The organism is Sphingopyxis terrae subsp. terrae NBRC 15098 (assembly GCF_001598815.1).
In the GTDB taxonomy this organism is placed as follows: domain Bacteria; phylum Pseudomonadota; class Alphaproteobacteria; order Sphingomonadales; family Sphingomonadaceae; genus Sphingopyxis; species Sphingopyxis terrae.
The window spans coordinates 488336-509775 of record NZ_BCZQ01000003.1; the positions used below are offsets into that span (position 1 = coordinate 488336).

At 65.9% G+C, this 21440-nt stretch carries 15 protein-coding genes; 7 read left to right on the forward strand and 8 right to left on the reverse strand.

The window, feature by feature from the left end:
* Positions 1 to 45 precede the first annotated feature (45 nt).
* Positions 46 to 1314: an N-acetylmuramoyl-L-alanine amidase gene (locus tag STE01S_RS02425; RefSeq protein WP_062764432.1), complete on the reverse strand. Its 1269-nt coding sequence runs from the start codon at positions 1312 to 1314 to the stop codon at positions 46 to 48.
* Positions 1315 to 1916: 602 nt separating this feature from the next.
* Between STE01S_RS02425 and STE01S_RS02430 the strand changes: the two genes are divergently transcribed.
* The 6 genes from STE01S_RS02430 (at position 1917) to STE01S_RS02455 (ending at position 13412) form a co-directional block, all read left to right on the forward strand.
* Positions 1917 to 4547: an Rne/Rng family ribonuclease gene (locus tag STE01S_RS02430; RefSeq protein WP_062764434.1), complete on the forward strand. Its 2631-nt coding sequence runs from the start codon at positions 1917 to 1919 to the stop codon at positions 4545 to 4547.
* Between the two features lie 168 nt (positions 4548 to 4715).
* Positions 4716 to 6122: a M48 family metalloprotease gene (locus STE01S_RS02435; protein WP_003048705.1), complete on the forward strand. Its 1407-nt coding sequence runs from the start codon at positions 4716 to 4718 to the stop codon at positions 6120 to 6122.
* Between the two features lie 56 nt (positions 6123 to 6178).
* Positions 6179 to 7792 (forward strand): DsbA family protein, encoded by a 1614-nt coding sequence (locus STE01S_RS02440; protein ID WP_255265853.1) that lies wholly within the window; start codon positions 6179 to 6181, stop codon positions 7790 to 7792.
* Between the two features lie 2 nt (positions 7793 to 7794).
* Positions 7795 to 9393: a tetratricopeptide repeat-containing sulfotransferase family protein gene (locus STE01S_RS02445; protein WP_255265854.1), complete on the forward strand. Its 1599-nt coding sequence runs from the start codon at positions 7795 to 7797 to the stop codon at positions 9391 to 9393.
* Between the two features lie 202 nt (positions 9394 to 9595).
* Positions 9596 to 12061 (forward strand): TonB-dependent receptor, encoded by a 2466-nt coding sequence (locus tag STE01S_RS02450; RefSeq protein ID WP_255265855.1) that lies wholly within the window; start codon positions 9596 to 9598, stop codon positions 12059 to 12061.
* A gap of 4 nt (positions 12062 to 12065) precedes the next feature.
* Positions 12066 to 13412: an amino acid permease gene (locus STE01S_RS02455; RefSeq protein WP_003050736.1), complete on the forward strand. Its 1347-nt coding sequence runs from the start codon at positions 12066 to 12068 to the stop codon at positions 13410 to 13412.
* On the opposite strand, the gene STE01S_RS02460 is transcribed toward STE01S_RS02455, so the two are convergent.
* From STE01S_RS02460 to STE01S_RS02470, 3 genes are read right to left on the reverse strand one after another with little or no spacing between them, the layout of a single operon-like run.
* Positions 13389 to 14993, reverse strand: a complete 1605-nt coding sequence (locus tag STE01S_RS02460) for a phytoene desaturase family protein (RefSeq protein WP_062764440.1) — start codon at positions 14991 to 14993, stop codon at positions 13389 to 13391. The genes STE01S_RS02455 and STE01S_RS02460 overlap by 24 nt on opposite strands.
* Complete coding sequence (locus STE01S_RS02465; RefSeq protein ID WP_255265856.1) at positions 14990 to 16210, reverse strand: FAD-dependent oxidoreductase; 1221 nt, start codon at positions 16208 to 16210, stop codon at positions 14990 to 14992. The genes STE01S_RS02460 and STE01S_RS02465 overlap by 4 nt, the downstream gene beginning before the upstream one ends.
* On the reverse strand, positions 16207 to 17373 hold the full coding sequence (locus STE01S_RS02470; RefSeq protein WP_062764442.1) for an aromatic ring-hydroxylating oxygenase subunit alpha: 1167 nt from the start codon (positions 17371 to 17373) through the stop codon (positions 16207 to 16209). Before STE01S_RS02470 ends, STE01S_RS02465 begins: the two co-directional genes overlap by 4 nt.
* A gap of 21 nt (positions 17374 to 17394) precedes the next feature.
* On the opposite strand from STE01S_RS02470, the gene STE01S_RS02475 reads away from it, so the two are divergent.
* Positions 17395 to 18021, forward strand: a complete 627-nt coding sequence (locus tag STE01S_RS02475) for a TetR/AcrR family transcriptional regulator (RefSeq protein WP_062764444.1) — start codon at positions 17395 to 17397, stop codon at positions 18019 to 18021.
* 4 nt (positions 18022 to 18025) lie between these two features.
* Here the strand turns inward: STE01S_RS02475 and STE01S_RS02480 are convergent, their stop codons facing one another.
* From STE01S_RS02480 to STE01S_RS02495, 4 genes are all read right to left on the reverse strand, one after another.
* A complete protein-coding gene (locus STE01S_RS02480) occupies positions 18026 to 19399 on the reverse strand; it encodes a M20/M25/M40 family metallo-hydrolase (protein WP_062764446.1) in 1374 nt (457 codons plus the stop codon).
* Positions 19400 to 19473: 74 nt separating this feature from the next.
* Positions 19474 to 19665 (reverse strand): hypervirulence associated TUDOR domain-containing protein, encoded by a 192-nt coding sequence (locus STE01S_RS02485; RefSeq protein ID WP_062764448.1) that lies wholly within the window; start codon positions 19663 to 19665, stop codon positions 19474 to 19476.
* 26 nt (positions 19666 to 19691) lie between these two features.
* Positions 19692 to 20156 carry a bactofilin family protein gene (locus tag STE01S_RS02490; protein WP_062764450.1) on the reverse strand — a complete coding sequence of 155 codons (465 nt, stop codon included), beginning with the start codon at positions 20154 to 20156 and terminating at the stop codon, positions 19692 to 19694.
* Positions 20089 to 21294, reverse strand: a complete 1206-nt coding sequence (locus STE01S_RS02495; protein WP_062764452.1) for a M23 family metallopeptidase — start codon at positions 21292 to 21294, stop codon at positions 20089 to 20091. The genes STE01S_RS02490 and STE01S_RS02495 overlap by 68 nt, the downstream gene beginning before the upstream one ends.
* Between the last annotated feature and the right edge of the window lie 146 nt (positions 21295 to 21440).

Genomic DNA, 21440 nt, shown 5'->3' on the forward strand with positions numbered 1-21440 from the left:
GAAGCTGCGCGCCCGCAAAAAGTTAGTCAAGACTAACTTTTTGGTTCAGCGGCCGACGGCGGCGATCTGCCGCGCAAAATGAACCTGGATGGCGTCGCGGACGCCGCGCGCGACCTTTTTCTGCCCCGCCGCCGAAGCCAGAAATTCCGAATCATCCTTGTTCGAGATGAAGCCGGTTTCGAACAGGATCGACGGCGTATCGGGGGCCTTGAGCACGACGAAGGATGCAAAACGGTGCGCGGTGGTGCGGAAGGTGACATCGTCCGCCGCCTCACGCTGGAGCAGACGGGCGAAATCGGACGCGACATTCATCGTCTCGCGCTGCGTCAGGTCGAGCAGGATCGACGAGACTTCACCGCTGTGCGCGCCCAGATCGACGCCGTTGATGATATTCGCCTTGTTCTCGCGCGCCGCAAGCCGCGCCGCCTCGCGGTCGGAGGCGACTTCGGACAGCGTATAGACCGACGCGCCATGCGCCTCTTCATTCTCGGCCGCGTCGGCATGGATCGAAATGAACAGGTCGGCCTTCAGCCGCCGCGCGATGCCATAGCGTTCCTCGAGCACCAGAAAGCGGTCGTCCGAGCGCGTGAGCGCAACGCGGACGCGGCCGCTGGCGATCAGATCGTCGCGAATCGCGCGCGCAATCCCCAGCGTGATATCCTTTTCGCGCTTGCCGCTGTGCGGCGAAATCGCGCCCGGATCGTGCCCGCCATGGCCGGCGTCGATGACGACTAGCGGCAGGCGTGGATTATTCGGCCCTTCGATCTTGGGCAGCGCCGGCGCCGGCTTGGGTGCGCCGATCGGCACGGTGACGCTGTAGCGCTTTTCGGGGGGCTTGGCGCGAAAGTTGAGCGGCGGCTGCCATTCGGTGCGCGGCGTCTTGGCGGCGCGTTCGAACTCGTCGGCCGAGACGGGACGCAAGCGTAGCGACAGGCTGCGCCCGTCGGCGGCGAAGCGCGCGTCGGTGACCACGGCGGGCCGCGCCAGATCGAGCACGACGCGCGCCGTATCGGCGGCCGGCCGCCCCTGACGCACGGCGCTGACAAGGCCGCTGCCCTGCGGCGAACGGCCCGGATCGGCGCCCAGAATGTCGAGCGCGATGCGGTCGGGTCCGGCGAGGACGAAGGCCGACGCGCCCGCGACGACGTCGGCAAAGCGCAGCGTCACATCGCGGTCGCCGATTTCGACCGCGCGAATATCGCCCGCGATCGCCGCCGGTATCGACAGGATCGTCGCAATCAGGACAAGGATCAGGCCCATCGCCCGGTTATGCCGCCCCCGGCGCGCGATGGTCCAGCGCTTATTCGAAAACATGAGGGCTCCGGCCGCAAAAAAGGATGAACCAGCCATTAGCCATCGCCCGTCAAATCGCGGTCAACCGGCACGGTTAACAGGCGATTCAGCACGAATTGTGCAAAACGCCTTGTCGGCGTGCGCGAACATTCCCATGTGTCTGCCGTGCTTTGGGTTGCCGTTGGTCCGTGCCGATGCTAGCACCCGACACACTGACGGTGTCCGACCCGATCCCGTCCGGCCTTTTGAGGGGAAAGGCTGACCCGCGCGATTCGCGGTTCATGGCCTCCCCGGCGCCGGACATGCGGGGAAAGACATGTCCGTCAGTCCACCCGGATGACCGGGCGGCGGCCGACCCCATTCCAGCGTCGCCTGCCATAACGGTCACCCCGTAACAGGTTGATGCCGTATGAGGCTTGCCATGCCCTCTTCCCATGCCGACGCAGTCGCATTTGCGCCGCGCGTCGACGTGACGGAAGACCGCATGCGCGTCCAGGACCGGACGCGGGCCACGCGCGGCAATAACGTCTTTTTCCGTTTGAACCCTATCGACCGCAGCCGCCCTCCACGGGCGGCGGCGGCCTTTTTGTTTGGCGCGCTGCGGCGCGCCTGGAGTGATAATAATGACCACGCGCATGTTGATCGACGCGCGGCACCGGGAAGAAACCCGGGTCGCCGTCACCAAGGGAAACCGCATCGAGGAGTTTGATTTCGAGTCCGCCGAGCACAAGCAGCTCAAGGGCAATATCTATCTGGCCAAGGTAACCCGCGTCGAACCGTCGCTGCAGGCGGCGTTCGTCGAATATGGCGGCAATCGCCACGGCTTCCTGGCCTTCAGCGAAATCCACCCCGACTATTACCAGATTCCGAAGGAAGACCGCGAAGCCTTGCTGCGCGAAGAGGCGGAGCATGCCGCCGAAGCCGCGATGCGCGCCGAGGAAGACCTCGACGAGCTGGAAGGCGATGTGGCCGATGTCGACGAGCCCGGCGACGATGACGCCGCCGTTGCCGCCCCCGAAACCATCGGCGAGGACAGCGACGACGATGGCCGCGAAGATTCCGCGGACGACGCCGAGGGCGAAGATGGCGAAGAAGCGCGCGACGATCGCGACGACAAGGGTCGACGGGGCCGCGGGCGGGGCCGGGGTCGCAAGGGCGGCCGCGGACGCGGACGCCGCGACGAGGATGAAAATGGCGAAAGCCGCATGTCGCTGCGCCGCAAGTACAAGATTCAGGACGTCATCCGTCGCCGCCAGGTGATGCTGGTGCAGGTCGTCAAGGAAGAGCGCGGCAACAAGGGTGCGGCGCTGACCACCTATCTGTCGCTGGCCGGCCGCTATTGCGTGCTGATGCCCAACACGATGCACGGCGGCGGGATCAGCCGCAAGATTTCGAACGGCGCCGATCGCCGCAAATTGAAGGCGATGATCGACGAGCTCAACCTGCCGCCGTCGATGGGCTGCATCGTCCGCACCGCGGGGATGAGCCGCACCAAGACCGAGATCAAGCGCGACTTCGACTATCTCGCCCGGCTGTGGGACGAGATTCGCGAAAAGACGCTGGGGTCGAGCGCGCCGGCGCTGATCCATTCGGACAGCGACCTTGTGAAACGTGCGATCCGCGACATCTATCACCGCGACATCGAGGAAGTGCTCGTCGAGGGCGAAGAGGGCTATAAGGCGGCGAAGCAGTTCATGAAGCTGCTGATGCCCAGCCACGCCCGGCGCGTGAAGCAATATGCCGACCCCGTTTCGCTCTATCAGCGCTATGGCGTCGAGGATCAGCTTGCGGGGATGCTCAATCCGGTCGTCCAGTTGAAATCGGGCGGCTATCTGGTCATCAACCCGACCGAGGCGCTGGTGTCGATCGACATCAACTCGGGCCGCTCGACGCGCGAGCATAATATCGAACAGACCGCGCTCAGCACCAACCTTGAGGCGGCACACGAAATCGCCCGCCAGCTCCGCCTGCGCGACATGGCGGGCCTGATCGTCATCGACTTCATCGACATGGATCATGGCTCGAACGTCCGCAAGGTCGAGCGCGCGATGAAGGATGCGCTCAAGAATGACCGCGCGCGCATCCAGGTCGGCCGCATCTCGGGCTTCGGCCTGATGGAAATGAGCCGCCAGCGGCTGCGCACCGGCGTGCTCGAAGCGTCGACGCGCCCCTGCCCGCATTGCGAAGGCACCGGCCTCGTCCGCACCGCATCGTCGGCGGGTCTCAGCGCGCTGCGCCTGATCGAAGAGGAGGCCGCACGCGGTAAGGGCAGCAAGATCATCCTGCGCGCGAGCCAGGAAGCGACCTTCTATCTCCTCAACGAAAAGCGCCGCGAACTGCGCGATATCGAGGATCTGTACGGCGTCAGCGTCGAAATCCTGCCCGACGGCGAAACCGAAGGCGCGCGCATGGCGATCGAGGTCGGCGGCCCGCCGCCCGTTCAGCGCCGCAGCTTCGCCCCGATCGCGCCGATCGAGGATGATGATGACGACGATATCGTCGACGAAGAGGATATCGAAGAAGAGGAAGAAGAAGCCGAACGCCCCGCGCGCCGCGAACGCGAGCGTGAAGAGGGCGATGCCGATGGCGAAGGCGGACGCAACAAGCGCCGCCGGCGTCGCCGCCGCGGTCGTCGCGGTCGCCGCGATGACGAGGGCAACGAAGCCGCCGAGGGCGAAACGGCTTCCGAAGAGGCCGAGGAAACCGACGGCGACGACGAAGCCGGCGCCGATGGTGCGGCCGAACCCGTAGCCGCCGAAGCGAGCGAGGAAGGCGAAGCCAAGCCGCGTCGTCGCCGCGGCGGCCGCGGTCGCAAGAAGGTCGAGGTCGAAGCCGTCGAGGCCGAGGCAGGCGACGCGGACACGAGCGCGCCCGAACCGGAAGCCGTCGAAGCTGCTGCCCCCGAAGCGCCGCCGGCTGACGAAAAGCCGAAGCGCAAACGCGCGCCGCGCAAGACCAAGGCGGCGATCGCTGCCGAAGCGGCCGCGGCCGAAGCCGCCGACGCAAGCAGCGAAGCGCCCGAGGCTCCTGTCGCCGACGTGCCGGTAGAGGAAGCAGAACCCGCCAAGCCCGCGCCGAAAAAGCGCGCGAGCCGCAGCAAGAAGGCGGCCGCCGCCGAAGCGCAGCCCGCCGAAGCAACCGCAAGCGCTCCGCAGGGCGATTCCACGGTCGAAGCCATCCCTGCCGACGCCGAAGGCGACGCCCCTGAGGGCGGACCCCGTCGCGGCTGGTGGCAGCGCACCTTCGGCAACTGACGGGCCTGAATTGCATGAAAAGACGGGCCCTCGCGCAAGCGGGGGCCCTTTTTTCGGACAGGCGCCGCAGTAGCGGCCATCACGCACCTTGCGCCCGCGCGGCTGGCGCCCCAATAAGTCTCCATGGCTTCATTCGAGGTTCAGACGCGCGGCGCAAGACGGGCGGCGATGATCGCGCCATCCCCGTCCCACATCCTGGCCCGGCCGGGCGCCTGGCGCGCCGCGCTGCGCCTGCTGCTGACGCTCGTCGCCATGGTGGCGGTTGCTGCGCGGCCGGTGATGGCGCAGTCGATGCTGCGCGACGCCGAAACCGAGGCGCTGTTCCAGGACATGGTCGATCCGCTGCTCGTCGCGGCGGGGCTGCGTCCCGGACAGGTGCGCGTCCACCTGCTCGGCGATCGCAGCATCAACGCGTTCGTGGCGGGCAGTCAGGACATCTATGTCTTTAGCGGCCTGATCGAGACCGCCGACAGCGCCAACGAAGTGCAGGGCGTACTCGCCCACGAGCTCGGCCATATCATGGGCGGCCACGCCATCCGCGCCAGCGACGGCGCCAAGACCGCAACGGGCATCTCGCTGCTCAGCCTGCTGCTCGGCGCCGCGGCGATCGCGGCGGGCGGCGGCGATGCCGGTATGGGCATCATGATGGCGGGGCAACAGGCCGCGCTCGGCAAATATCTGGCGTTCAGCCGGGTTCAGGAAGCGACCGCCGACGCCGCCGGTGCGCAATATCTGTCGAAGGCAGGGATCAGCGGCAAAGGCAGCCTCGATTTCTTCAAGAAGCTGCAGAATCTCGAATTCCGCTACGCCGTCAAACAGGATGATGATCAGGCCTACAGCCGCACGCACCCGCTGTCGGGCGATCGCATCCAGGCGCTCCGCGAAGTCTATGTCGTCGATCCGGCGTGGGACAAGCCAAGCGATCCCCAGCTCGAAGCCCGCTTTCAGCGCGTGAAGGCCAAGCTGCTCGGCTATATGGAAGAGCCCGAGCGGACGCTGCGCAAATATCCCGAAAGCGACAAGAGCGTGCCCGCGCGCTACGCCCGTGCTTACGCCTGGCACAAGAGCGCCTATCCGCAAAAGGCGCTGGACGAGGTCGACGCCCTGATCGCCACCAATCCCGAAGACCCGTATTTCCTCGAGCTCGAAGGCCAGGTCTTGCTCGAATCCGGGCGGCCCAAGGAAGCGATCCCGCCGCTGCGCAAAGCGGTCGCCAATTCGAAATCGCAGCCGCTGATCGCCTCGACGCTCGGCCATGCGCTGATCGCGACCGAGGATCCGGCCAATTTCCCAGAGGCCGAAAAGGTGCTGAAAACCGCCGTCGCGCTCGATAACGAGAATCCGTTCGCCTGGTATCAGCTCGGCATCGTCTATGCGAACCGCGGCGATCAGGCGCGCGCCGCGCTCGCCTCGGCGGAACGCTATAGTCTCGAGGGTGGACAGCCGATGCTCGCGCTGCGTAATGCCGAAATGGCGATGCAGGGCTTGCCGCAAGGGTCGCCCGACTGGATTCGTGCACAGGATATTTCGATGGTTGCGCGCGCCGAGGTAGAACGGACGCGCAAACGGCGCTAGATTCACGACGAAATTCGGGGATGCATCGCAATTTCGCGAATGCACAAGGGCGACAAGTGACAGACAAGAAAGACGAATATTATCAGCCGTGGTTGCGCGACCCGTCGCCGGCGCCCGAGCCGATGCCGCGCGCCGACGAGGGGCTGGCGAAGCCGAAGGACGCGCCGCCCGTCGGCATCGACGTCGGCCGCTATACGCCGAAGCCCGCGCCGGCGCGCGATCCGCGCGTCACGGGGGAGCAGTTGAAGGCCGGCGCGGCGCGGCTGTGGGGCGCGATCCGGCGCGGGACGGAGGCTTTCGCCGACTGGACGATCGATGTCGGCGAACGCGCCGATATCCCCGCGCGCGTCGAGGCGATGGAGATACCGCGGCGGACGCGCGACCTTGCGCAGCGTTCGGGCCGCGGCGCCGCGCGCGCCGCGCGTGCGGTCGGACGCGGATCGGCGAAGGCAGCGCGCAGCGCGGCGAGCGCGAGCGGCGAGGCGTGGGGCAAGATGGCGCTGGGCGACAAGGTCGCGAAAATTTCCAGCGAAGCCGGACGCGGGATCGGCGAGGTTGCGGGCAAGACGAAGGCCGGAATCGGCCAGGTCGCAGGTCAGGTTGCACGCGCCGGCAAGGACGGCATCGGCGATGCCGCGAACAAGCTGCGCCCGGCCGCCGAAGAGCTTGCGCCGCCGCCGTCGGGGCTCGAACAGTTGCTCGCGCGCGAAGAAGCCGAGGCGCGCGCCGCCGACGCCCAGAATGCCGGCGACCTCCCCCTCTTTGCCGGCGAGGCGATCCCCGCGACCTTGGCCGAAACGCAAGCCAAAGCCGCGGCGATAGCCGCCGTGCCGGACGATGATCGCACCCCGCATGTCGCAGCCCCGGCCAAACCCAAGCCCGCGCGCGCCAAGGCGATGACCGCGGGCCGTTTGCCGCAGCGCCAGGGAGGAATGATGGACGGCGTATCGACGCGCACCCTGCTGATCGGCGGCATCGCCGCGCTCGCACTGCTCGGCGCGACCTTCTGGCTTGGCGGCCGCTTCGGCGGCGGCATGAGCAAGAGCGAGGTCGAGACAATCGTCGGCGACTATATTCGCGCCAATCCCGAGATCATCCCCGAAGCGCTGGAGGCGCAGCGCGACCGCGAAATGGCGAAGGCGATCGACGCGATCCGCCCCGCACTCGAAAAGCCTTACGCCGGCGCCTGGGCGGGCAATGCCGACGGCGACGTCACACTGGTCGTCTTCACCGACTATGCCTGCGGCTTCTGCCGGGCGAGCGTGCCCGACGTCGACCGGCTGGTCCGCGAGGACAAAAGGCTGAAGGTCGTGTTCCGCGAATTGCCGATCATCTCGCCGCAAAGCCGCGATGCCGCGCTGATGGCGCTCGCTGCGGCGCGGCAGGGCAAATATGACGCTTTTCACCACGCGATGTTCGCAGCGAGTTCGCTCGACCCCTCGGCGATCGCCGCCGCGGCGCAGCGCGCGGGCGTCGTCACCGACGGCAGCGCCGACGCGACCGCGAACGAGGCGCTGTTCCAGCGCGAACTCGACGCGAACCTCGCGATCGCAACCCAGCTTCAACTCAACGCGACCCCCACTTGGGTCGTCGGGGACCAGCTTTTCCAGGGGCAGGTCGGCTATGACGCGCTGAAGCGCGCCATCGCCAAGGCCCGGTCCAAGAGCTGAGCATGACGTCCGATCGCGTTCAGGCGACGATCGAACGGGCGATCCGCAACCCGGAGCTGATGACGGCCGCGCTCGCGCTCGCCGAGGGGCGACTGCACGACGCAGAGCCGGCACTGAAGGCGCATCTCAAGCAAGACCCCTTCGACGTGACGGCGATTCGCATGCTTGCCGAACTGGCGGCGCGTATCGAACGCTATCGCGACGCCGAAGCGCTGCTGCGCCGCGCGATCGAACTGGCGCCCGAATTTCTCGCCGCACGGTCGAACCTTGCAACGATCCTCCACCGTCAGGGCCGTTCGGCCGAGGCGGTCGAGGAACTTGAAAAGCTGCAGCAGGTCGATCCCGACAATCTGATGAACGCCAACCTGAAGGCCGCTGCGCTCGGACGCGTCGGCGAGTTCGACGAGGCGCTCGCACTCTACGAGCGGGTATTGCAAGGCATCGATCGCCAGCCGCGCATCTGGATGTCCTACGGTCATATGCTCAAGACGGTCGGGCGACAGGAGGACGCGATCGCCGCCTATCGCCGGGCGCTGGCGCTCAACCCCGCGCTCGGCGAGGTGTGGTGGAGCCTCGCCAACCTCAAGACCTTCCGCTTTTCGGACGCTGATCTGGATGCGATGCAGGCGCCGCTCGGCCGTGACGATCTGGCGGTCGAGGATCGTTTCCACCTCCATTTCGCGCTCGGCAAGGCGGAGGAGGACCGGCAGCGCCCGGCCGAGGCCTTTGCCCATTACGCGCGCGGCAATGGCTTGCGCCGGACCTTGCTCGACTATGACGCCGATCAGACGCGCGCTGCGGTCGACCATGCCAAGGCGCTCTATACGCCAGATTTCTTTGCTTCGCGGTCCGATCATGGCGCCGATGCGCCCGATCCCATTTTCATCGTCGGCATGCCGCGCGCGGGATCGACGCTGATCGAACAGATATTGTCGAGCCACTCGATGATCGAGGGGACCATGGAACTGCCCGACATCCCCAGGCTCTTCGCCACGGCACGCGGGATGGGCGGAATCGCGAAACTGTCGGCGGAACAGGCCCGCGACCTTGGCGAAACCTATCTTCACCAGACGGAGATCCAGCGCAAGAGCGGCAAGCCCTTCTATATCGACAAGTTGCCGAACAACTGGCTGCATGTCGGCTTCATCCGGTTGATCCTGCCCAATGCGAAGATCATCGACGCGCGGCGGCATCCGCTCGATTGCTGCTTTTCCAATTTCAAACAGCATTTTGCGCGCGGCCAGGCGTTCAGCTACGATCTTGCCGACATGGGGCGCTATTATGCCGATTATGTCGATCTGATGGACCATTTCGACGGCGTTCTGCCCGGCCATGTTCACCGCGTCTTTCATGAAGATGTGCTCGCCGATCTCGAAGCCGAAGTGCGCTCGATGCTCGGCTGGCTCGGCGTGCCGTTCGAACAGGCCTGCCTCGAATTTCACAAAAGCGACCGCGCGGTTCGCACCGCGAGTTCGGAACAGGTACGGCGGCCGATCAACCGCGATGGCGTCGGCCAGTGGCGTGCGATGGAGCCGTGGCTCGATCCCCTGAAAACTGCGCTCGGCCCGGCGCTCGACGCCTATCCCGCGCGCGGCGCATGATTGTTGCAATTTTGTCATAGTGACCGGGAATCTGCGTTCTTTGGGGGTGCTGCACGCGCGTCTCGATTGACGATCGAAAGAAAGCTGGCACACCTCTTCGCTTGCGCTGCAACATATGGCGCAGCGCAGAAAAGGGGGGTCTTGCATGCGAGTCCATTTTTCGCACCGGGCGTTGCTTCTGGCATCGCTGTCCACGGCAGTCATGACATCGGGAACCGCGTTCGCCCAGGAGGGGCCGGGCGCGGCGAATAGCGACGAGATCGTCGTCACAGCGCAGAAGCGCGAGGAAAATCTTCAGGACGTTCCGATCAGCATCCAGGCGCTCGGCACGCGCAAGCTCGATCAGCTCAACGTCGCCAACTTCCAGGATTTTTCGAAACTTCTGCCCAGTGTGGCCTTCCAGTCGAGCCAGCCTGGCGTCACCACCGTCTATATGCGCGGCGTGGCGAGCGGCGGCGACGGCAACCACTCGGGGTCGCTTCCCAGCGTCGGCGTCTATCTCGACGAACAGCCGGTCACGACGATCGGCGGCACGCTCGACGTTCATATCTATGACATCGCGCGCATCGAATCGCTCGCCGGACCGCAGGGCACGCTGTACGGCGCCTCGTCGCAGGCGGGGACAATCCGCATCATCACCAACAAGCCCGACACCGCCGGCTTCGAAGGCCGCGTCGACGGCGAACTCAACAGCGTCAAGCATGGCGGCATGGGCGGCCGACTCGAAGGCATGATCAACGCACCGCTCAGCGAGATGGCGGCAGTGCGCCTCGTCGGCTGGTATCAGAAGGATGCCGGCTATATCGACAATGTGCCGGGAACGCGCAGCTTCCTCGGCGCTCCGATATTGGACGAAGGCAACAACCTGGTTGGCAACCAGCCGGGCATAACGGTCAACAACAATGCCTTCGAAAAAAAGAATTTCAATGACGCCGAAATCTATGGTGGCCGCGCCGCGCTGAAGGTCGATCTCGACGAAAACTGGACGGTCACGCCGACGCTGCTCTACCAACATCAAAAGAGCAACGGCACCTTCGCCCAGGATCCGCGCGTCGGCGATTTGCAGGTGCAGCGCTTCTACCCGGACATGCGTACCGACAAGTTCATTCAGGCGGCGCTGACGATCGAAGGCAAGCTCGGCAATTTCGATGTCACCTATGCGGGCGCCTATCTCGACCGCAAGGCGTATCAGATCAACGATTATACCGACTATGCTGAAGCCTATGACCAGTTGTACGCAAACTACACCTATGAAGGTGAGTTTCAGTGCAGCGGCCTGGCAGGTTGCTTTTTCTTCGAGGACAACGCCGGCAACACGATCGACCCGCGGCAATATATCATCGGCACCGACCATTTCCGCAAGCTCAGCCAGGAACTGCGCATCGCTTCGCCGCAGGAAGAACGGTTCCGCGTCGTCGCCGGCCTGTTCTATCAGCGGCAGAGCAACCAGATTCATCAGGACTATCGCGTCCCCGGCCTTGCCGACGACCTGTCGGTCAACGGCCTCCCCGGTACGCTGTGGTTGACCCAGCAGAAGCGCGTCGACAAGGATTATGCGATCTTCGGCGAGGCAAGCTTCGACATCACTCCGACGGTGACGCTCACCGGCGGCGGCCGTTTTTACAAATATGACAACAGCCTGATCGGCTTCTTCGGGTTCGGGCGCAATCCCGACGGCCCGCCTTATAATGGCGCGGGCAGCTCACGCACCGGGGTCGCGGGCTGCTATACGACCACGGGCGACATATTGCGCGACAATCCGGGCGGGACGCTGTTCCCTGCGGCGGTGCCGGGTGGGCCCTGCACCAACCTTGCCGATTATGTGAACGGCAAGCTGGTTCCGAAGCGGACCAAGGACGATGGCTTTACCCACCGGTTGAACCTGACGTGGAAACCCAGCGACGATGTCATGGCCTATGCCACCTGGTCGCGCGGCTTCCGCCCGGGCGGGATCAACCGGCGTGCGACCATTCCGCCTTACGACGCCGACTTCCTGACCAATTATGAAATCGGGATCAAAACGACGTTGGCTGGCGGGCTCGTCCGCCTCAACGCGGCGATCTATCAGCAAGATTGGAAGCGCTTCCAATTCTCCTTCCTCGGCCTCAACAGCTTTACCGAAATCCACAACGGGCCGAATGCGCGCATCCGGGGTATCGAAGCCGACGTCAACATCCGCCCGGTCGATGGGCTGACGATCGCGGCGGCTGCGGCCTACACCGATGCCAAGACGCGCAATAATCTGTGCGCGATCGACGACCCGACCTATCAATGTACCGCCGATCCTGACAACAGCATCGCCGCGCCGCGGGGAACGCGACTGCCGGTGACACCGCGGTTCAACGGCAATGCGACGATCCGCTATCAATTCCCGGTCGGACCCGGCGAATTGCATCTGCAATCGGTCGTTGCGCATCGCAGTTCGGCGACCCCCGACATCCGCGTCGATGTCGCGAACGCGCTGGGCCGGATCCGCGGTTCAACGACGGTCGACTTCGCGGTCGGTTTTGACTGGAGCAAATACAGCTTCGAATTGTTCCTCCAGAATGCCTTCGACGAGCGGGCCGAACTGTCGCGCTTCTCCAACTGCGGCCAGTGCGACAGCCGGGTGCAGATATTGGTGAACACGCCGCAGACGATCGGCGCACGCTTGGGCGCCAAGTTCTGACCGGGTGACGAACCCCGCACAGCAACAGGGCGAGGCCGGGCAGAAGCTCGGTCTCGCCATGTGCGTCGCCCTCGTCATGGGCAATATGATCGGGTCGGGGGTGTTCCTCCTGCCCCGCGATCTGGCGCCGCTCGGCTGGAACGCCGTCATCGGCTGGGGCGTGACGATCACCGGCACCCTGTGCCTCGCCATCGTCTTTGCGCGGCTTGCGCGGCGATTGCCCGGCGGCAGCGCGACGTTCACCTACGCCAATGCCGCCTTCGGCCCCGGCACGGGATTCACCGTCGCCTGGAGCTACTGGATCAGTTGCTGGACGGCGAATGCGACGCTCGCCGTCGCGGCGGTCAGCAATCTTTCGATCGTCATCCCCCGGCTGGGCGACAAGGGGCCGCTGCCCGCGCTGGTCGCGATCGGCTTCCTGTGGCTGTTCACGCTCATCAACCTGTCGGGCATCCGCCGCGCGGGCGAGACGCAGATCATCACGCTGCTGTTGAAGCTCGTGCCGGTGATCGGCGCGGTGCTGGTCGCGGCTTGGCTGCTCGGCACCGGCGAAGGCCATGCTGCGGGCATGGCGCATACCCAGCCGGTCAGCCTGTCGGCAGTGAGCGGCGCGGCGACGCTGACGCTGTTCGCGCTGCTCGGCTTCGAAAGCGCCGCCGTCGTTGGCGACCGGGTGCGCGATCCCGAACGGATGATTCCGCGCGCCACGCTGATCGGCGCCGCGGCGACCGGCCTCCTCTATCTCCTGTCCTGCACCGCGGTCACCATGCTGCTGCCCGTCGAAACGCTGCAACAGTCGAACGCCGCCTATGCGACCTTTTTCGGAACGCTGGTCAGCCCGCTGGCGGGCGATATCGTCGCGGTCTTTGCCGCGATCGCCGCGCTCGGCGCGCTCAACGGATTCGTGATGCTGCAGGGCGAGATTCCGCGCGACCTCGCCCATCGCGGCCTGCTCCCTTCCCTTTTCGGGCGCGACAATCGCTTCGGGTCGCCGCAAATGGCGCAGATCGCGTCGAGCCTGCTCGCGAGCATCGTCGTCTATGCCAATTATTCGCGCGGGCTCGCCGAGCTTTTCACCTTCATGGTGCTCATCACCACCTCGACCGCAATCATCCTCTATGTCGTCGGCAGCCTGTCGGCGCTGCGGCTGGAACAGGCGGGCAGCCTGCGCGTCTCGCCGGGCTTTGCGGCGCTGACCCTCGTCGGCTTCGGCTATAGTTGCTGGGCCTTTTACGGCGCCGGGATCGAGGCGAGCCTGTGGAGCGTCGCGATGACCGCGGCGGGGCTGCCCATCTATCTGCTCATGCGCCGCCGCGGGGGCGCGGCCTCAGCGCCAGCGGGGCGCGAATAGACCGCGGTCGCGCAGGATCACCTGCGCCGCATTATGCCCCGGCGCGCCGGTGACGCCGCCGCCGGGATGCGTTCCCGCCCCGCACATGTAAAGCCCTTTCACCGGGCCGCGATAGCCGCCATTGCCGAGCACCGGCCGCGCCGACCAGAGCTGATCGAGGCTCATGTTGCCGTGCATGATGTCGCCGCCGACCAGCCCGAACTTGCGTTCAAGACCCTTGGGGCTGAGGCGCGTCTGGCCGACGATGCTGGCGCGGAAGCCGGGCGCATGCTTTTCGACCGTGTCGATGATGCAATCGGCTGCGGCTTCCTCCTCATCGTCCCAGTCGCGTCCGCCCGGCAACTCGGGCGCGAATTGCTGGCAGAAGAGGCTGGCGACATGGCAGCCTTCGGGCGCGAGGCTGTCGTCGACGGTCGAGGGGATGAGCATCTCGACGATCGGTTCCTTCGACCAGCCGTCGCGCTTCGCGTCGAGAAAGGCGCGGTCCATATAATCGAGCGTCGGCGCGAGGATGATCCCCGACTGGTGATGCTCGCCGGGTTCGGGAAGACAGGTGAATTTGGGAAGCTCCGACAGCGCGACATTCATGCGGAAGGTGCCGCTACCGGCCTTGAAACCCTTGATCCGGCGTTCGAAGTCGGCAGGCAGGTCGCCCGCGTCCATCATCCGTTCGTAGAGCAGCTTGGGTCCGACATTGGCGATCACCCGTGCCGCGGCGATCTCCTCGCCGCCGACGAGCTTGACCCCCACGGCCTTGCCGCCGTCGACGAGCACTTTGGCGACCGGGCTTTCGAGGCTGATCTCGACCCCCATGTCGCGGCAGACCTTGGCCATGATCTCGGTGATCCTGCCCATACCGCCGACGCTGTGGCCCCACGCGCCCTTCTTGCCGTTCACCTCGCCGAAGACGTGGTGGAGGAGGACATAGGCACTGCCCGGCGTGTCAGGGCTGGCATAGTTGCCGACGACGGCATCGAAGCCGAAGGCGGCCTTGACCGCCTCGCTCTCGAACCAGCTGTCGAGCATCGTGCGCGCCGACTTGGTGAAGAGGTCGAGCACATCGCGCTGTTGTTCGAGGCTGAGCGTCGCGAAGCGCCGCCCCTGCCGCGCGCCGTCGAGCAGCGTGCGCATCCCTTCGCCGACATTGGGCGGAACGCGCAGCGCAAGATCGCGGAGCAGCTCGGCGACATTCTCGAGCGCGTCATAATATTGCGGCAGCACCTCGGCATCGCGGGCGCTGAACTTGCGGAACTCGGCCTGCGTCCGTTCGAGCCCGCCACCGAGCTTGAGGTAGCCGCCATCCTCCTGCGGCAGGAAATTGCTGATCGGCCGTTCGATGACGCGATAGCCATGATCGGCGAGCTTCATGTCGGCGATCACTTTCGGTTGCAGCAGGCTGACCGTATAGCTCGCAACCGAATTGCGGAAACCCGGCGCAAACTCCTCCGTCACGGCGGCGCCGCCGACGACATCGCGCGCCTCCACGATGCGGACCTTGAGCCCCGCCTTGGCAAGATAGAAGGCGCAGACAAGGCCGTTGTGGCCGGCGCCGATGATCAGCGCGTCATAGGCTTTGGTCATGAAAAATCTTTCGCAAGGGGGGACTGGACATGCTGCCGCCCGAAACCGAGGCCGAGTATGCGGCCGGGAATGCGGCGCAGCAGCGGGATATGGTCGAGCAGGCGGATCGCGAGCGGGACATGATCGATCTCGCCGCGCAGCATCGGTTCGACGACGCGCTGGTGCGCGAAGCGCTGTAGCGCCTGCATCCTTGTCGTCGGCTTCCATCGACGATCCTGCACCTGCGCGAGCAACGGATCGGGATCGGCACCGGCGGCGAGCGGCGCCGCGAGGATATTCGCCGCGGCCACCGCATCCTGCACCGCAAGGTTGATCCCGACGCCGCCGACGGGCGACATCGCGTGCGCGGCATCGCCGATCGCGAGCAGTCCGGGCTGCCACCAGCGGGTCAGCCGATCGAGCGCGACCGACAGCAGCTTGACGTCGTCGAAGCTGGCGATCGCGTCGATTCCGGCGGCAAGGCCCGGCGCTATCGAAACAATGGTCTCACGAAAGGCCGCAATACCGCGCGCTTCGACCGCCGCGAAGCCGCCCTTTTCGATGATCTGCGCGCACTGCCAATAATCGCCGCGCGGGATCGCGACGACCATTCCGCCCTTGTCGATCGTGCCGAGCGGGACTTCGGTCCTGTCCAGGTCCGCCGGCATCGGCACCCGGAACCATAGCACATCCATCGGTGCGCCGAGATCGTCGAGCGGCAGCCTGGCGGCATCGCGCAGCACCGACCGGCGCCCGTCCGCTGCGATGACGAGCCGTGCGGGCAGCGTTTCGCCGCTCGCCAGCGTTACGCCGTCGACGCGGCCGGTCGGATCATGGCGCAATCCGGTTGCTTCGGTCGACATGCGCAGGTCGAAGGTGCGATATTTGCGGCCTTCGCGCGCGATGAAGTCGAGCAGATCCCATTGCGGCATCATCGCGATAAAGGGTGCGGCAACGGGCAGATGCTTGAGCGTCGCGATCGTGTAGCGGCGCCCGAGCAGGTCGAGCGTCATCGTGTCGAGCGCGGCATGCGGAAGCGCGAGCAGAGCGCCGAGCAGGCCGATGTCGTCGAACAGGTCGAGCGTCGAGGGATGCACCGTATCGCCGCGAAAATCGCGAAAGAAGTCGGCGTGCTTTTCGAGCACGGTCACCGCCACCCCGGCGCGCACGAGCAGCAGCCCCGCGACCATCCCGGCGGGACCGCCGCCAACGATCACCACGGGCGCCGTGCCGGTCAAGCGCGGCTCCACCCCGCCGCCGGCGCCTGCTCCAGTCGCGCTTCGGGGATGATCGCGCGCATCCGGGCACAGAAATGCTTGAGGCAGACTTCCTTGTCGCTGAGCGGTCCCATCTGGAAGCTTTGCGATTGCATGCCCTGCTGGACGCGGGTGATCAGCGCGGTATCCTCGGCATTGACCTGACGATTGATGCGCCAGTTCAAATAGCGCGCGGCCTTCATCTCGCGGCGCGCATCAGGAAGCACGTAACTGATTTCGCGGATCAGGCAGCTCGTCGGGCCGGTCGGCAGCCACTGCATGAAATCGACCTGATCGGGGTAGATGTCGAAGGCGACATTGGGCCACAGCTTGAAATAGAGCCAATGGCGCTGGTTCGCTTGCGGCAGATGCGGCACCGGCGGCAGCAGCCGCTGATAGAGCCGCTCGGACCAGTTCGCCGACGGTCGGTCGACGAGATCACCCCACATGCGATCGACGCGATCTTCGGCTTCGACGCCATAGCTTTTGCCGAACAGCCGCGTCAGACCGGGGTGGGCAACGGGGATGTGCAGGCCGTCCGAATAATTGTCGCCGACATTCTTCCAGTTCACATCGCGCGGGCGCAACGTGACGCGCCCCAATGCACCGAGTTCTTCGAAACGATAGGGTTCGACCATCGCTTCATAGGGCGCCATCATCGCGGCGACCGACGGGCCGCCGTCGTCCTCCAGCCGCACGAACCAGAAGCCGCGCCATTGTTCGAGGCCGACGGGAACAAGCCCCGCCTTCCCCTTGTCGAGCGTGGGATAGCTCGCCGAATCGGGAACGCCCGAGAGTCGCCCGTCGAGTTCGTAGGTCCAGGCGTGATAGGGGCAAACGAGCTTCTTCGCGCAGCCCGCCGCGCCGTCGACCAGCCGCGACCCGCGGTGGCGGCAGACATTGGTGAAGGCGCGCACGACCCGGTCGGCGCCGCGCACGACGATCACGCTTTCGCCGCAATAATCGATGCTGTGCCAGTCGCCCGCTGCCGGAATGTCGCTGTCATGACAGACGACCTGCCAGCTCGGTCGGAAGATGCGCGCCATTTCGGCGGCGTAGAAATCGGGGTCGCTATAGGTCCAGGCCGGGAGCGACCAGCCGTCGAGCGGATCGGGATGCGAATCGCGAAGGGGTGCAGTTGCCATGGCTCGTTCCTTGTTATACACATGTATAACAACATGACCGCCGCTCGCCAAGCCTTTACGCGCGAAAGCGCCGACGCCCGCCGGGCCGACCTGATCGACGCGACCGCGGCATGCCTTGCCGAGCTTGGGCTGGCGGGAACGAGTGTCCGCGCGATCTGCGCAAAGGCGGGGGTATCGCCGGGGTTGCTGCGTCATTATTTCGGCGGCATCGACGATCTGATCGCCGCGGCCTATCAGGCGACGAGCGACCGGATGGATGCGGTCTTCGCCGCCGCCGCCGATGCGGCGGGCCCCGATCCGCACACGCGGCTGACCGCCTATCTGACCGCCAGTTTCCGCCCGCCGGTGACTGACCCGCAATTGCTCGGCGCGTGGACCGCCTTCTGGGCGCTCGCGCGCAGCGACGCGCGCATGGCGGCGATCCACGCTGATAGCTATGCCGGCTATCGCGCCCGGCTGCGCGACCTGCTCGCGCCGTGCGGCGCGCGCGACCCCGACCAGCTCGCGATCCTGCTTACCGCCATGGTCGACGGGCTGTGGCTCGAACTGTCGCTCGACGCGAGCAGCTTCGGCGCCGATTCAGCGGCGGCGATGGTCGAGCGCGCGGTGACGGCGCTGCTTTCGCCCTCCCCCGCTCCCCCTGAATAATTGCCTATTTCGCCAGGTCGCGCAGCAGGCTGTCCCAATGTGCCAGCGCGCCGGGAATGGCATCGACCGGTACCCGCTCGTTGAGCCCGTGCGCGTAGCTGTCGCTCGCCTTCGAAAAAAGGCCCGCTACGCCATAGCTCGGGACGCCCAGCATGCGGAAATGATAGCTGTCGGTCGCCCCTGCGCTCATCGACGGGATGATCGGCAGGCCCGGGAAGCGCGCATGGACCGCCTTCGTCACCGCCGCCATCACATCGGGACGCAGCGGCGAAGCGTCGCTGGCGCTGGCGTCGGGATCGGTTTTCACTGCGACCGCGGGGTCGGCGATCACCCGTTCGAGTTCGGCGCGCACCGCCTCGACTGGCACGCCGGGAAAGATGCGGCAGTTGATATTGGCGGTCGCGCGCTGCGGCAGGGCGTTTTCGGCGTGACCGCCGTTGACCAGCGTCGGGACGCAGGTGGTGCCGATCTGGCCGACATATTCGGGATCAGCGGTAATCGTCGCGATCGCCGCCGTGTCGGCGGGGTTTGCGGCAAAGGTCTTGAGCGCTGCGCCGATCGCACCGCCGACCTGATCGGCGACAATCGGCATACCGACCTTGGTCAACTCGTTCTGCTGCGGCTTGAAATGATAGGCGCCCACCTTGGCGAGCGCGTTCGACAATTGGACGATGGCGTTGGTCGGCGACGGGCGCGAGCTGTGACCGCCGGGGTTCGTGACCTCCAGCGTGAAGTCGGCATAGGTTTTTTCGCCCGCCTGCAGCCCGTAATATTGCGCCTTGCCGTCCTCGCCGATCAGGCCGCCGCCGCCATCGCCGTTGAGCGCGAGTTCGGCGTCCTTATATTTGGCGGCGAGCGCACGCGTCGTCATCATCGACGTTTCCTCATCCCCTGACAGCAGCAGGATGATCGAGCGCTTGGGCTTGAAGCCGTCCTTCTTGAGCTGCGCCATGGTGGCGACCATCATCGCGACGTCGAATTTATTGTCCTCTGACCCGCGCCCGAAAATATAGCCATTCTCCTCGACCGGCACGAACGGATCGCGCGTCCAGTCCTTCGCGTCGGCCTCGACGACATCCATATGGCCGAGCAGCAGGATCGGCTTGTCCTTCGTCGTTCCCTGCAGCGTCGCCGCGAAGGTCGCGGTTTCGCCCATCGGGGTGATGACGATATCGCCGTCGGCATAGCCCGCCGCCTTCAGCACCTCGGCATAATAGGCCGCAAGTTCGGGCACCTTGCCGCGTCCCGCAACGGTCGGGATCGCGACGCTGTCGATCAGGATCTTCTTCGCGGCACCCGCGTCGGCGGGCTTGGCGTGGACGGGCGCGGCGGCCAGCAAGGCGGCGGCGAGGGCGAGCGGAGCGGTAAGGGTGCGCATGGCTCGCGACTATGGCGCCTGCGCGCCGGCGCGCAAGACCCGAAGTTGAGCCGATACCCCGCGGGCGATACCGGTCAAGCCGGTGCGAGTTCGCTCGCAAGCTTGAGCACGCAGCGCCCGTCGAGCATTTCGATCAGATAGGCGGGATTGGCCGCGCTCCCGTTGCGCACGATCCGGCTGCCCTTGATCGTGCGTTCGACGCGGCGGTCGAAGCGCTTGGCAATCAAGCCGCGACCTTCGCCGCGGCCCCATTGCCAGCAGACCATCGTGCCGACCGGAAAATCGCGGTCGGTCAGGCGCCGAACGAGGCCGGCTTTTCGCCGACGACTTCGAGCGCCGGGGGCGCCTTGGCCGCACCCGCACGGCGATGCGACAGCTTGCCGTCGACCTTGCCGCCATTTTCGATCGTGATCGTTTCGTAGGTCACGTCGCCGGTGATCCGCGCGCTGGCGTGGATGATCAGCGTCTTCGCTTCGATCGACCCGTCGACCAGCCCCGCAAGCTTGGCGGTTTCGGCGACGACACCGCCCTTGATCTCGCTCGCCTCACCCTGGACGAGGTTGGCGCATTTCAGGTCGCCCTCGATCTTGCCGTCGACGTGCAGGTCGACGGTGGCCGACACATTGCCGGTGATGACCACATCCGACCCGATGATCGAGAAAGTGGTATGACGCGCGCCGGTCGCCATCTTAGCGGGCACCGGCGGAAGCGAGGGCGCCGACCCGCTGTCGGGCGTCGTCTTTGACTTCGAGAACATCGGCTTTGGCCTCCAGAAAACGCCGCGGATTGACCGCGACCCCGTTCAAACGGACTTCGAAATGCAAATGGCTGCCGGTCGAGCGGCCGGTGCTGCCCATGCGGGCGATCTGCTGCCCCGCGGTGACGCGGTCGCCCACTTTGGCGTTGAAACCCGACAAATGGGCGTAGCGGGTCAGGATGCCCTGGCCATGATCGACCTCGACGACATTGCCATAGCCCGACTTCTGGCCGACGAAGCTGACGCGCCCGGGTGCGGCAGCGAGGATCGGCGTGCCGATCGGCCCCGGGAAATCGAGCCCCGCGTGCATCGCACCGGCGCCGGTGAAGGGATCGCTGCGATAGCCATAGCTCGAGGAGAGCATCAGCACATGCGCGGGCTGACCCGAAGGGATTGCGACGAGCGTGCGTTCGAACACTTCCATACGGAACAGCGCGCCTTCGAGCGCGGCGAAGCTGGTGCCGAGCGCGCCCGCATTGCCGCCGCGGCGCTGGAAGGGGATGAGCGGACCACCGCGGCCCGACGAGGCGTCGCGAACGAGCGCGCGCGGATCGAGGCCGAGCTTTGCGACTGCGCTTTCGGCCTTGGCGGCGCGGGCGTTGACCGCGGCTAGCAGGCGCGACGAAAAAGCCTCCTGCCGCGCCTCTATGCGGGCGAGCGCCTGCGCTTCGGGGGGCAGGCGCGGATCGATGGCGCTGGTCTTGAGCGGCGTTGCGGCGGTGTCGTCGGCTTTGGCACCCTCGGCCGCTTTCGCCGGCGCGGGCAGCGCTTCGTTGCCAAAATAATCCTGCTGCCACTGTTCGAGCTGCTTTTGCCGTTCGTCGAGATCGGCGGCGATTTCGCCGACGCGGTCGCGATAGCGCGCGATGCGCTGCTCGGCAGCCGCGGCAGCCGCCTGCTTCTGCGCGACTTCGGCGCGCTCGTCGGCGGTGAGCAGCTGGTTGACGAACACGGCGAGCGTAATCGCAGCCCAAGCGAGCAGCACCGCGCCGGCGATCAGCGCAACGCGCTTTTGCCAAACGGCGCTGATACGCAGAAACCGGACATGGCCGTGCGTGCGAATGAAGATTTCATGGTCCTGGAACAGCGCATTGAAACGCTGGCGCCAATGGCGCAGACCCGTCGATTGCGAAGACAAGCTACGACCCCGTCTTGTTGTTCTGATGGAGCCCTCCGCCCCGACTTGGTGGGGCCTTTACCAGCGCCGGCGGAGCATCGCGACTCTTCAGCGGCCGAGTCGGGTTGAATCGAACCTGACTCGCGGTGAACGGTGTCAAACCGTCG